We start from the raw sequence: 12194 nt of genomic DNA, 5'->3' as shown, positions 1-12194 counted from the left end.
GGCGTGCATCCGAACGACCACGTCAACATGGGGCAGTCCTCCAACGACGTGTTCCCGTCCGCCGTGCATCTCGCCGCGCTCGACCGCGCCGTCAACGAGCTGCTCCCCGAGCTCGAGCAGCTCGCGCACGCACTCGAGGGCAAGGCGCAGGAGTTCGACGACGTCGTCAAGTCCGGGCGGACGCACCTGATGGACGCCGTTCCGGTGACGCTCGGGCAGGAGTTCGCCGGCTACGCGGCTCAGGTGCGGCAGGGAATGGCCCGCGTCTCGGACGCCCTGCCGCGGCTCGGCCAGATACCGTTGGGCGGCACGGCCACGGGCACCGGCCTCAACACGCACGCCGAGTTCGCCGCGAAGGTGCGTGCACTGCTGCACGAGGCGACGGGCCTTCCGATCTCCGCTCCCGCCGACCCGTTCGAGGCGCAGGCTGCCCGCGACGGCCTCGTCGAGCTGTCAGGGGCGCTCAAGGTCGTCGCCGTCTCCCTGACGAAGATCGCGAACGATCTCCGTCTGATGGGTTCCGGCCCTCGCGCCGGCCTCTCGGAGCTCTTCCTACCGGAGCTCCAGAAGGGCTCGTCGATCATGCCCGGGAAGGTCAACCCGGTGATCCCGGAGGTCGTCACCCAGGTCGCCGCGCAGGTGATCGGCAACGACGCCGCGATCACGATCGGCGGGATGAACGGCCACTTCGAGCTCAACGTCTACGTGCCGCTCATGGCGAGGAACCTGCTCCAGTCGCTCGGCCTCCTTTCGAGCGCGTCGCGCCTCCTTGCCGAGAAGTGCGTCGCGGGCATCGAGGCGAACCGGGAGCGGAACGAGGCGTACGCGGAGGGCACCCTCAGCGCCGCCACCGCGCTCAACCCGTTCATCGGCTACGACAAGGCCTCGGAGATCGTCAAGGCCGCCGTGGCTTCGGGCCGCTCCCTGCGCGAGGTCGCGCGCGAGGCGGGCGTGGAGGAAAGTGTCCTCGACGAGGCGCTCGACTACCACAAGATGGCCAAACCGCACGGTTGAGCGGCTCCGATCGCGTGTTGTGTCACCCGAAGGGGTGAATTGCGTATCCCTCTTGCCCTTTCCGGGGTGCGCTCGGTAGGGTCCCGCGCTGCAGGCAGTCGTCAGCAGGGTTACAACCATCCACAAGGGGAGAGACATGAGGAGGCACTTCCTCGCGCTCCTGTTCGGAGCGCTCGCTCTCGTCCTGTCGATCGGGGTCGGCGTATCACTCGCCGCCTCGACCCAGACGAGCGCGAACGATCCCGCGAGCTTCAGCGGGACCGACAACCTCTCGCATCCGCTGGGCGAGAAGCAGGAGGCGCTCAGGCAGGTTGCGCTCCAGCAGCTCGCAACCGGGAAGATTCCGGCCGGCACGAAGGTCGGCCAGGTTGCGAAGGGGCAATACGTCGAGCTCGCCCGTGAGGGCGAGGACTCGATCTGGACCGTGCTCGGCGAGTTCGGCACGGCGACCAACACCACGCATCACAGCCATGGCGGAGGAACGCCCGGGCCGCTTCACAACGCGATCCCGGCGCCCGATCGCTCGGTCGACAACACGACGATCTGGACGAGCGACTTCAGCCAGCCGTATTACGAGGACCTTCTGTTCGCCGATGCGGCCGGCGCCAACTCGATGCGGAACTACTACAAGGAGCAGTCGTCCGGCCGGTATGCCGTCAACGGCGACGTGACCGACTGGGTCCAGGTTCCGTACAACGCGCGGAGCTACGGGTCGAACTACTGCGGCGGCATCGTCTGCCAGGACACGTGGCGCTTCGTCAACGACTCACTCGACGCGTGGTACACGCGGGCGAAGACGACGATGAGCGACGCGCAGATCAACGACTACCTGTCGAAGTTCGACGTCTGGGACCGCTACGACTCCGACGGCGACGGCAACTTCACCGAGCCCGACGGCTACATCGACCACTTCCAGTCGATCCACGCCGGCGTCGGCGAGGAGACCGGCGGAGGCGCCCAGGGCACCGACGCCATCTGGTCGCATCGCTGGTACGCGTACTTCTCCGCCAACGGGCCCGACGGCGCCGGGCCGCACAGCTTCGGCGGTGTGAAGATCGGCGGCTCGAACTACTGGGTCGGCGACTACACGATCGAGCCGGAGAACGGCGGCGTCGGCGTGTTCTCGCACGAGTTCGCGCACGACCTCGGACTGCCGGACGAGTACGACACGTCGGGCAACACTGGCGGCGCCGAAAACGGCACGGGCTTCTGGACACTCATGTCGAGCGGCTCGTACGGCAACAACGGCACGCCCGCCGAGGGGATCGGCGACCGGCCGTTCCACATGAACGGCTGGGACAAGTTCCAGCTCGGATGGCTCAACTACGAAGTCGCACGGGCGGGCGCGAAGTCCGAGCACAAGCTCGGGCCGTCGGTCACCAACACGAAGCAGGCGCAGGGCGTGTTCGTGCTCCTGCCGGACAAGAAGGTCACGGTCCAGCTCGGAGCTCCCTACGCCGGCTCGAGCTTCTACTACAGCGGTAACGGGGACGATCTCGACACGTCGATGACGCGATCCGTGACGCTCCCTGCGGGCGCCGTGAGCCTCAGCGCGAAGGTGCGCTACAACATCGAGCAGGACTGGGACTACGCCTACCTCACGGTGAACGGCAACCCGGTCGCCACCAACCGCTCGACGAACACCAACCCGAACAGCCAGAACTTCGGGAACGGGATCACCGGCGTTCAAGGCGCCTGGGGTGACCTGACAGCCGACCTCACGGCATTCGCCGGCCAGACGGTGACGCTCGGGTTCCGGTACTGGACGGACGGGGCGCAGCAGGGCCAGCCGGGCGTCAGCTCGGTACCCGGCCTTCAGGTCGACGACATCGCGGTCACGGGCCTCGCCACGGACGGCGCCGAGAGCAACACCGGCTGGACGTTCGCACCGGCGGACGGCAGCGGCTTCCGGGTCACGACCGGAACCGAGACGCAGGAGTACTTCAACGCGTACCTGGCCGAGAACCGGCAGTACCTCGGCTACGACGCGGGCCTGCAGACGGGGCCGTACAACTTCGGCGGCAACGTCGGAGCGAACTGGGCCGAGCGGTTCCCGTACCAGGATGGCGTGCTGCTCTGGTACTGGGACACGTCGTTCGGCGACAACAACGTCGGCGACCATCCCGGCGGCGGCCTGATCCTGCCGATCGACGTGCGACCCGCACCGCTGCACGGCCCGAACGGCGAGGTGCTCCGGCCGCGGATCCAGTCGTTCGACGCGCCGTTGACCCTGACGCCGACGGACGCGTTCACGCTTCACGTCGGCGGCGTGCCGGTCAGCATCGGCTCGAGCCCGGCGGTGCCGGTGTTCGACGACACGAACTCGTACTGGGTCGCGAGCGACACGGGCGACGCCCCGAACAACGGGCGGTACCAGGCGAGCTGGAACAGCGTGAAGACCCCGAACACGGGCACGCAGATCCGGCTCAAGAGCCTCACGCCCGGCGGATTCGCCCAGGTCGAGGTGAGACCCTCGAAGTAAGAAGCCTCGAGGCGCAGTACGTCCGGACGGGCGGGGGAGACCCCGCCCGTCCTCGTCTTGCGAGCGACTCGCTAGTCGATCGGCGGCGGCACGCAGGGCGGGCCAGGCACGGCGAGCGTCGCGGGCCGGCTCTGCTCCCCGACCGCACGGACGGCGAACGCCTTGCCGCACGGTTGGTTCGGGAGCCGGAGGGTTGCGCCGAACCGGCCGCGCGCGGTCGCCCGCACGACAACCCGCTTCGGACCGATCGCCGTCAGGGCCGTGACGACCACCCGTTCGCTCGGCCGGAACGACTCCCCGCGAACGACGAGCGGCTGCGCCGTGACGAGCCGGAGCTTCGGCACGGTGCCTGCCTGCGCGGCCGGCACGGCCAGGGCCGTGGCGCCGATCGCAGCAAGGACGAGGATCGAGGCTCGCCTCATGCGGCGACCCTAGACCCGGGATGTGAGGAACGGATGAAGCCGGTTCAGCTAGTGCCGGGGCCCGTCCTGGTCGCCCTCGAACTCGCCGGGCCGTCCGCGAAGACGGGTCTCGGCGATCGTGTCGGCCCGATCGGAGGAGTACTCGCGCTCCGCCTCGTCGGCTTCGGCCTCCTCGAGGTCATCGCCCTTCCCGGGCGTCGAGCGCAGCCAGCCGAGGATGGTGTCCTTGAATCCCATGCCGCGAGCGTATCGCGACGTCCGCTCTGACGGAAGACGTGGCTTTCCCCGCAGTCCTGCCGTGGGCCGCCTCGCTATGCCGTGAGGAACACCTCGATCCAGCGAGGACCTCGGGAGTGTCGACTCGCGACGAGTACCCGACCTGACGCCGAGGTGTCCGCGGCTCAGTACGCGACAGCGCCGCGGCCCGTTTCGGCCGCGTGGCGCTGCTCGTCGGCGCGGTAGCTCGAACGGACGAGCGGCCCGGCGAACACGGAGCCGAATCCGAGCGCCTCTCCCTGCTCGCGCATCCAGCGGAACTCGTCCGGATGCACCCAGCGGTCGATCTTCGCGTGCCGTGACGAAGGCTGGAGGTACTGCCCGATGGTGACCACGTCGACCCCGTTCGCCCGCAGGTCGCGCATGGTGTCGACCACCTCGTCGTTCGTCTCGCCCAGCCCGACGATGATCCCCGACTTGGTCAGCACCGGGTAACCCGCGATCTCCTTCGCCCGCCGCAGGAGCCAGAGCGCGCCGTCGTAGCTGGCCCGAGCGCCGCGCATCCGCCGGTGCAGCCGGCGCACCGTCTCGATGTTGTGGTTGAACACCTCTGGGCGGGCGCCGATCACGGTGGCGAGCGCTTCCTCCTCGACGCCGAGGAAGTCCGGGGTCAGCACCTCGACGTGCGACTCGGGAAGCTTCGCCTTCAGCGCGCGGATCGTCGCCGCGAAATGGCCGGCGCCCCTGTCGGGGAGGTCGTCCCGGTCGACCGAGGTCACGACGACGTGCGAGAGCCGCATCGTCGCGGCTGCCTGCGCCAGACGCAGAGGCTCGAGGGGGTCCGGGGCATGCTCCGGCTTGCCGGAGGTGACGTAGCAATAGCGGCAGGCGCGGGTGCACGTGTCGCCGAGGATCTGGAAGGTGGCCGTGCCGCGCCCCCAGCACTCGCCGATGTTCGGGCAGCGGGCCTCCTCGCAGACCGTGACGAGGCTCGCTCCGTGGAGCAGCTTGCGGACGTCCCAGTACTTGCCGTCGCGGCTCGGCGCGCGGACCTTCATCCACTCGGGGCGGCGCGGCCGCTCCGCCACGGGCAGCGACGTCTCCATCCTGGCAGTCTACGGACCGTGGTTCCCGAGGCGCCGCTCCGAGACACCGGCGCAGGGCTCGTCCCCGCCGGGGAAGGCTGGTTCGTGGTCAATGCGCGCGAGGCGCGCTGGCGCGAGGGCGACCCGCTGGGCCGCGTCTGCTTCTTCGAGGCGGAGTCGGAGTTCACGCAGCTCGGGATCAACGTCAGCGTCCTCGAGCCGGGACGGCCGATGTGCATGTATCACTGGGAGAACGAGCAGGAGGACTTTCTCGTCGTCGCCGGCGAGGCGCTGCTCGTCGTGGAGGGCGAGGAACGGCCGCTTCGGACCTGGGATTTCGTGCACTGTCCCGCCGGGACGCGCCACGTGCTCGTCGGCGCGGGCGAGCGGCCGTGCGTCGTCGTGGCTGTCGGCTCGAGGACGGCGGGCGAGGACTCGGGCGCCTACACCGTCGACGAGGCGGCGCTCCGCCACGGGGCAGGGGTCGAGGCGGAGACGACGAGCCCGGCCGAGGCGTACGCGCGCTTCCCCGAGGGCCGGTTCATCCGCTATCGCGAAGGCTGGCTCCCGCGCTGACGCGCGCCTCCACGGGCTGCGGCTCGAGCGCGAGACCGAACACCTCGGCGATCGCCTCGGCCGCCGCGGGCCGGACGTCGTCGACGGTGACCGGCGCTCCGAGCTCGGCGGCCATCGACGTGAACGCTGCGTCCTCGAGGCCGCAGGCGGTGATCCACTCCGTGAAGGGCGCCGGGTCGAGGTCGACGTTGAGTGCGTAGCCGTGGGTCGTCACCCACCGTGAGGCGTGCACGCCGATCGACGCGATCTTCCGTGGTCCCAGCCCGCGCGACGGCGGCATCCAGACGCCTGTCAGCCCGTCGTACGTCGTCGCGTCGAGCTCGAAGGCCGCAAGCGTCCGCGTGATCGCGCGCTCGAGGTCGCGCACGTACTTCCTGAGGTCGCGTCCGTGGCGGTTGAGATCCAGTATCGGGTAGCAGACGAGCTGACCCGGACCGTGGTAGGTCGACTTGCCTCCGCGGTTCGTCTCGACGACCTCGACGTCGACACCGTCGGGAAGGTGGAGCTCGGCCGCCTCGTCCGTCCGCCGGCCAAGGGTGACGACCGGCTCGTGCTCGAGCAGGATGACCGTATCGGGGCGCGCTCCCGCCTTCACGTCCTCGGCGAGCGCGCGCTGAAGGTCGAACGCCTCGCCGTACGCGGTCAGTCCGGGAAGGTCGAGGAGGTGGGCGTCGCTCATTCGGCGCTCCGGATGCTCGATCATCAAGCGGCCTCCAATCCGGTCTGGGAAACGGGCCTGACGTCGACGGTCACGAGCCCGGCTGAGCCGGCTGCCCGAACATCCAACGGTGCCCCTCGAGATCCTCGGCCGTATAGATCCGCATTTCCGCCTCCGCGGAGTCCTCCAGCGGCCGGATGACCGTCGCTCCCGCCGCGACCGCCTGCGCGTGGTGGGAGTCGACGTCGTCGACCGTGACGAAGAGCCCGTCGATCACCCACGGGTTGTCCTGCCAACGGCGCGCCGCCTCGCACGTCTCGCGGTGACGCTTCGGACTCTGGTAGTCGGCGTTCGGCGTCGCCAGCATCACGATCGCGCCGTCGCGCTCGAGCTCCGCGTGGGTGACCGTCCCGTCCGCGGCCGTGTATCGCTGACCCTCGCGTTCGCGGAAGCCGAACGCCTCCGTCAGCCACTCGATCGCTGCCGCGGCGTCCTCGTACGCGATCATCGGGACGATCCGCTGCATCGCTAGGCCGAGCCTTCGTCCCACCCCTCGAGCCGCGCGCGGAGGTCGCGCAGGAAGCCGCCCGCGTACGCGCCGTCGACGAGGCGATGGTCGTACGTGAGCGTGACGTTCATCATCGGGCGGATCGCGATCACGTCCTGGCCGAGCTCGTCCTGCACGACCCAGGGGCGCTTGACGAGCGCATACGTGCCGAGAATCGCAGCCTGCGGCTGGCTGATGATCGGCGTGCCGTGGAACGTGCCGAAGCCGCCCGGGTTCGTGATCGTGAAGGTGCCGCCCTGCACGTCGTCGGGCATGAGCTTCTTCGTCCGCGCCTTCTCGGCGAGATCGGCGATCGCGCGTGCGACGCCGAGCAGGTTGAGGTCCTGCGCGTTGCGGATCACCGGGACGATGAGGCCCTTGCCGTCCTCGAGCGCGACGGCGATGCCGACGTTGACCCACGGCCGCGTGACGATCTTCTCGCCGCGGATCTCGCCGTTGACCCACGGCCAGTCTTTCAGTGTCTCGATCGCGGCCTTCGCGACGAAGGCCAGATACGTCGGGTTGACACCATAGGACGACTGGTAGTCCTTCTTGAGGCGCTCTCGGGCCGCGACGACCCGCGACATGTCCACCTCGATCGCGCTCGTCACGTGCGCCGACGTGTCGAGCGAGCGGCGCATGTGCTCCGCAACGCCGCGGCGCATCGCGTTCATGGCCTCCTCGACCTCGCCGACGAGCGGCTCGGCGGCCGCGACGGGCTGCGGTGCCGGTCGAGGCGGCGCGGGCGGCGCCGTCGGAGCGGCGGCCGGCGCAGGCTGCGCGGGCGGGGGAGCGGCCGGCGGCGCCGGCGGCGGAGCCACCTCTGCGGGTGCCGCAGCCTCGCTCGGCTCGGCGGCCGCTCCGGCCGCGACGGCGGGCTCGGCTGCAGGCGGAGCGGCAGCACCCGATTCGATGTACGCGAGGATGTCCTTCTTCGTGACGCGGCCGCCCTGGCCCGTGCCGGTGATCGCGCTCGGGTCGACGCCGTGCTGTGCGGCGATACGGGCAACGACGGGCGAGACGAACAGCTTGCCGTTGCCCGCGGGCTCGGTCTCGGCGGCGGGAGTCGGTGGGGCGGCGGCCGCCGCCACGGGCTCCGATGTTGCTTCCGGCGCAGGGGCCTGTGGCTCGGGCTCCGGCTGCGAGAGCGCGACCTCGTCCTCCCTGGGCGCTTCCTCTGCAGGCGGGGCGGTCGCCTCGGGCTCGGCGACGGCCGCCCCTGCGGGGGCGATGGTCGCGAGCACGGTCCCGACCTCGACCGTCTCGCCCTCCTGGACGCGAATCTCACCCACGACGCCCTCGCCGGGGCTCGGCACCTCGGTGTCGACCTTGTCGGTCGAGATCTCGAGGAGGGGCTCGTCGAGCGCGATGGCCTCGCCGGGCTGCTTGAGCCAGCGCGTGACGGTCCCCTCGGACACGGAGACCCCCATCTGGGGCATCACGACCTCGATCTGGGTGCCGGTGCTCACGTGTCAGCCTCCCTGGATGCTCAGTACGCGGCGAGCTCGCGGAGCGCGGCCGCGACGTCGTCGACCTGCGGGATGAACGCCTTCTCGAGCGAGGGCGCAAAGGGAACCGGGCTGTCCGGGGCCGCGAGGCGGCGCACAGGTGCGTCGAGGTGCTCGAACGCCTGCTCGGCGATTGTGGCGGCGATCTCGCCGCCGAACCCGCCGGTTTTCGTGTCCTCGTGGAGAACGAGCACCTTCGAGCAGCGCTCGACGCTCGCGAGCACGGCATCGCGATCCCAGGGGACGAGCGTGCGCAGGTCGAGTACCTCGACGGAGACGTCCTCCTCCGCCAGCTTCCCGGCCGCCTCGTCGGCCGTGTAGACCATGGCGCCCCACGTGATCACCGTGATGTCGTCGCCCTCTCGGTGCACCCGCGCCTGCCCGAACGGGGTCGTGTAGCGCTCGTCCGGCACCTCGCCGCGGATCCGCCTGTAGAGATGCTTGTGCTCGAAGAAGAGCACCGGGTTCGGATCCTCGATGGCTGTGGCGAGGAGCCCCTTCGCGTCCTCGGGCGTCGACGGGCAGACGACCTTGAGCCCCGCGATGTGGGCAAAGCTCGACTCCGGGTTCTGCGAGTGGAACGGACCGCCCGAGAAGCCGCCCCCCGAGGGCAGACGCAGGACGATGGGAATCGGCGTCCCGGTGCGGTAGTGCTGCTTCGCGGCGATCGTCACGAGGTGGTCCCACGCGCACGAGACGAAGTCGGCGAACTGCATCTCGGCGACGGGCCGCATCCCCATGAGGGCGGCGCCCGTGGCGCCTGCCACGATCGCGGTCTCGGAGAGCGGCATGTCGAGCACGCGGCTCGCGCCGAACTCCTCCTGGAAGCCCTGCGTCACCTTGAAGGCGCCGCCGTAGACGCCGACATCCTCTCCGAGCACGAAGACGCGCTGGTCGCGCCGCATCTCCTGCCGCAAGGAGTCCGAGATCGCCTGGAGATAGGTCTTCTCCGCCATCAGTCGCTCACCGGTGATGGGGGGTCTCGAGCTCGTCGGGCGCCGCGAAGACGCCGTCGGTGACCGTCGCGGGGTCGGGGATCGGCGAGTCCTCCGCCCGCTGGATCGACTCGTTCAAGAGGCGCTTGACGCCGGATGTGATCTCGTCTTCCTCGTCGTCCGTCAGCTCGGCGTTGTCGCGCAGCCAGCTGCGGAACCGTTCGATCGGGTCGCGCCGTGCCCACTCCTCGAAGAGCTCCTTCGGGACGTAGAACGCGTCGTCGTGCACGGCGTGGCCCTCCATCCGCAGCGTGACCGACTCGATCAGTGTCGGGCCGCCGCCCTCTCGCGCCTTCTCGATCGCCCGCTTCGCCTCGCGGTACACCGCGAGCACGTCCGTCCCGTCCACGACGACGCCGTCGAAGCCGTAGCCCGCGGCGCGGTCGGCGAGATGGTCGACCGCGTACTCGAGGTGCGACGGTGTGGAGTACGCCCACTGGTTGTTGTCGATCACGAAGACCACGGGCAGACGACGCACACCTGCGAGGTTCATGCCCTCGTGCGCATCGCCGCGGGCGGACGCTCCCTCTCCGCACCAGGCGACCGCGACGCGCTTCTCGTCGCGGATCTTGAACGCGAGCGACATGCCGACCGCGACGGGGAGCATCGCAGGGAGATGGCTCACCATCGTGTGCAGACCGAGTCGCGCGTCGCCCATGTGCACGTTGCCGTCGCGTCCCTTCGTCGGCCCGTCGACGCGACCCATGTACTGCGCGAAGACGCGCCAGGGCTCGACCCCGCGCGTGATGTGCACGCCCATGTCGCGCTGGAGCGGCGTGCCGACGTCGTTCGGCCCCATCGCGGTCGCGACGGCCACCGCAGACCCCTCGTTCCCGCGGCCCGTGTAGAAGGAGCCGGGAATCTTCCCCTGCTTGTAGAGGATGTGGCCGCGCTCCTCGATCGCACGGGTGACGAGCATGTTGCGGTACATGCCGAGCAGGTCCTCGCGGTCGAGGCCCGCCTCCTTCACCTGTTGCAGCGTCTCGACCGGCTCGGCCTCGCGAACTGCCATCTGGGCACGCTCCCCTTCCTGGGCGACGATCGGCTTGACTCTACCCGCTCTCCCGGCGGGTGGAACCGCCGTTCGCGGCCTCCGGTCGTCCACAGCCGAGCCCGGTGGCTGGCGAGAGGCTGCGCGCGGGTCGGGGACGTGCGGGACTTCCTCGACGCCGAGGAGGGAAGCCACGGTCGCGTGCTGGCCGTGCTCGCCTATCTCTGCTCGACATAGAGTGGGTGCGGGCGAGATGGCGAGGGCGAAGCGGAACTGGATTCAGGAGGAACGCCGGCGGACGCTCGGCGACTGGGTCGCCTTCTGCCCGTCGTGCGGCCACGTCGCCCGCTACTTCGAGGAGCACGAGGAGCTTCGGCCGACCCTGTGCCCGCAGTGCGAGGCGACGCTGGTCGCGCGCTGCCCCTCGTGCGACGCGCGGCTCCCGTCGGCCTTCCAGGTCGAGTGCGAGGACTGCGGCACACCGCTGCGCGAGAACGAGCTCTTCGGCGGGCCCATCCGCCGGCCGGGAAGGTAGGAGAGAGCAAGACGCGCGAGGCTGAAGCCAGGCCCCGCCGCGGCGTTCCGGGCGTGGCTTCGGCCGCGCCCGTCTTCTCCGCTAGAACATCGTCCCGACGATCTGCGAGAAGCGGATCACCGTCACCGTGTCGTCCTCGGTCACGAGACGGTTGTAGAGCCTCCCGAGCCATTCCGTGAACTCGTCGACCCTCCGGATCTCCGGGTTGTCGTGCTCGATCTCGCGCGGGGAAAGCTCGCCGATCGTCTTCACGTCGACCTTGTCGATCACGGCGTCGAAGACCTTCTCGCGCTGCCCGTAGCGCGCGCCGACGAGGACGGTGACGATCATCCCCTTGCGGTATTTCGCCGACTTGTCGCCGAGCCGGATCGTCGCCGTCTTGCGGCCCGTCCGGAGCTGATCGGCGACCACCGGCGAGTAGAAGTTCAGCGCGAAGGTCGGCACCGCGCGCGAGCCTATCGGCTCGCGCGCCTAAGAGGAACCCTCCGCGAGCACATTCGCCGCTCGGACGGCCATTTCACGTTCGCCCGCGTACGAGAGAAGCTCGCCCGCGTCGTCGAGCGGCACCCAGCGCGCGGCCGCGACCTCCACCTCCATCCCGGGCGGCAGCTCGCCGATCCGACCGCCGGTCGCACGGAGGAGGAAGAACGAGACGACCTTGAACACCCGCTCTCCGTCCCAGGTGTAGACGTAGCGGACGTCGCCGAGCTTGGTCTCCACCACCGCGCGCAGGCCCGTCTCCTCGTGCACCTCGCGGACGGCGGTCTCCGCTCCGCGTTCGCCCGGGTCGATCAGGCCCTTCGGGAGCGCCCAGACCCGAGGTCGATGGTGCTCGCGCCGCGGCTCGACGGCTGCCGTCCACCACCGGCCGCGCATGCGGCGCACGACGACTCCGCCGGCCGAAAACTCCCGTCGCACTCCACGATTGTGCCGTTTCGCGAGGCGCGGAAGATCTAAGCCGATTCCACTCACATCAACCGCGACGGCACCTGTGAGAACGTGCTATAACCCAGGTCGTCGGCACTCTCCTACGGCGAGTGCCAGAGTTTTCACCCACCGGCTCTCAGGGAGGCACATCGAATGAATCTGCAGCCACTCGGTGACCGTCTGATCGTGGAGGTCCTCGACGAGGAGTCGACCACGGCGAGCGGCATCGTGCTGCCCG

General features: G+C 69.8%; 14 protein-coding genes and 1 pseudogene. 5 read left to right on the top strand and 10 right to left on the bottom strand.

Features of this window, described 5'->3' with window-relative positions; genetic code table 11:
- The coding region (locus VNM44_RS02645) for a lyase family protein (RefSeq protein ID WP_325622303.1) at positions 1-1014 on the top strand (1014 nt) is incomplete at its 5' end.
- A gap of 136 nt (positions 1015-1150) precedes the next feature.
- The gene (locus VNM44_RS02640; RefSeq protein WP_325622301.1) at positions 1151-3496 is read left to right on the top strand and encodes an immune inhibitor A domain-containing protein; all 2346 of its coding nucleotides are present in this window, start codon (positions 1151-1153) and stop codon (positions 3494-3496) included.
- Between the two features lie 71 nt (positions 3497-3567).
- On the opposite strand, the gene VNM44_RS02635 is transcribed toward VNM44_RS02640, so the two are convergent.
- The 3 genes from VNM44_RS02635 to lipA all read right to left on the bottom strand — a co-directional run bounded on the left by VNM44_RS02635 (position 3568) and on the right by lipA (position 5240).
- Positions 3568-3918, bottom strand: a complete 351-nt coding sequence (locus VNM44_RS02635) for a hypothetical protein (protein WP_325622299.1) — start codon at positions 3916-3918, stop codon at positions 3568-3570.
- A gap of 48 nt (positions 3919-3966) precedes the next feature.
- Entirely contained in the window at positions 3967-4155 is a 189-nt protein-coding gene (locus VNM44_RS02630) for a hypothetical protein (RefSeq protein WP_325622297.1), read from the bottom strand.
- A gap of 164 nt (positions 4156-4319) precedes the next feature.
- Positions 4320-5240: a lipoyl synthase gene (lipA, locus tag VNM44_RS02625; RefSeq protein WP_325622295.1), complete on the bottom strand. Its 921-nt coding sequence runs from the start codon at positions 5238-5240 to the stop codon at positions 4320-4322.
- 18 nt (positions 5241-5258) lie between these two features.
- Between lipA and VNM44_RS02620 the strand changes: the two genes are divergently transcribed.
- Positions 5259-5795, top strand: coding sequence for a cupin domain-containing protein (locus tag VNM44_RS02620; RefSeq protein WP_325622294.1), 537 nt, complete (start codon positions 5259-5261; stop codon positions 5793-5795).
- Here the strand turns inward: VNM44_RS02620 and lipB are convergent.
- The 5 genes from lipB to VNM44_RS02595 are packed head-to-tail and all read right to left on the bottom strand — an operon-like array spanning position 5761 to position 10515.
- Positions 5761-6498, bottom strand: a complete 738-nt coding sequence (gene lipB / locus VNM44_RS02615; protein ID WP_325622292.1) for a lipoyl(octanoyl) transferase LipB — start codon at positions 6496-6498, stop codon at positions 5761-5763. The two genes, VNM44_RS02620 and lipB, sit on opposite strands and share 35 nt — an antisense overlap.
- 46 nt (positions 6499-6544) lie before the next feature.
- The gene (locus tag VNM44_RS02610) at positions 6545-6979 is read right to left on the bottom strand and encodes a VOC family protein (RefSeq protein WP_325622290.1); all 435 of its coding nucleotides are present in this window, start codon (positions 6977-6979) and stop codon (positions 6545-6547) included.
- Positions 6980-6981: 2 nt separating this feature from the next.
- The gene (locus tag VNM44_RS02605; protein WP_325622288.1) at positions 6982-8469 is read right to left on the bottom strand and encodes a dihydrolipoamide acetyltransferase family protein; all 1488 of its coding nucleotides are present in this window, start codon (positions 8467-8469) and stop codon (positions 6982-6984) included.
- 20 nt (positions 8470-8489) lie between these two features.
- Entirely contained in the window at positions 8490-9464 is a 975-nt protein-coding gene (locus tag VNM44_RS02600) for an alpha-ketoacid dehydrogenase subunit beta (RefSeq protein ID WP_325622287.1), read from the bottom strand.
- Between the two features lie 7 nt (positions 9465-9471).
- Complete coding sequence (locus VNM44_RS02595; RefSeq protein ID WP_325622285.1) at positions 9472-10515, bottom strand: thiamine pyrophosphate-dependent dehydrogenase E1 component subunit alpha; 1044 nt, start codon at positions 10513-10515, stop codon at positions 9472-9474.
- A 232-nt stretch (positions 10516-10747) separates the two neighbouring features.
- Between VNM44_RS02595 and VNM44_RS02590 the strand changes: the two genes are divergently transcribed.
- Positions 10748-11029, top strand: coding sequence for a hypothetical protein (locus tag VNM44_RS02590; protein ID WP_325622283.1), 282 nt, complete (start codon positions 10748-10750; stop codon positions 11027-11029).
- A gap of 81 nt (positions 11030-11110) precedes the next feature.
- On the opposite strand, the gene VNM44_RS02585 is transcribed toward VNM44_RS02590, so the two are convergent.
- Both VNM44_RS02585 and VNM44_RS02580 read right to left on the bottom strand, forming a co-directional pair.
- Positions 11111-11473 (bottom strand): ASCH domain-containing protein, encoded by a 363-nt coding sequence (locus VNM44_RS02585; RefSeq protein ID WP_325622281.1) that lies wholly within the window; start codon positions 11471-11473, stop codon positions 11111-11113.
- Between the two features lie 27 nt (positions 11474-11500).
- Positions 11501-11947 carry an NUDIX hydrolase gene (locus tag VNM44_RS02580; protein WP_325622276.1) on the bottom strand — a complete coding sequence of 149 codons (447 nt, stop codon included), beginning with the start codon at positions 11945-11947 and terminating at the stop codon, positions 11501-11503.
- A gap of 162 nt (positions 11948-12109) precedes the next feature.
- Here VNM44_RS02580 and VNM44_RS17080 point away from each other — a divergent pair.
- A pseudogene (locus VNM44_RS17080) lies at positions 12110-12194 on the top strand (co-chaperone GroES); the annotation flags it as partial.

It is taken from the genome of Gaiella sp. (assembly GCF_035558935.1).
GTDB lineage: Bacteria > Actinomycetota > Thermoleophilia > Gaiellales > Gaiellaceae > Gaiella.
Note: the sequence above shows the minus strand (reverse complement) of the source record. Positions and strands in the feature narration are given on the sequence as shown.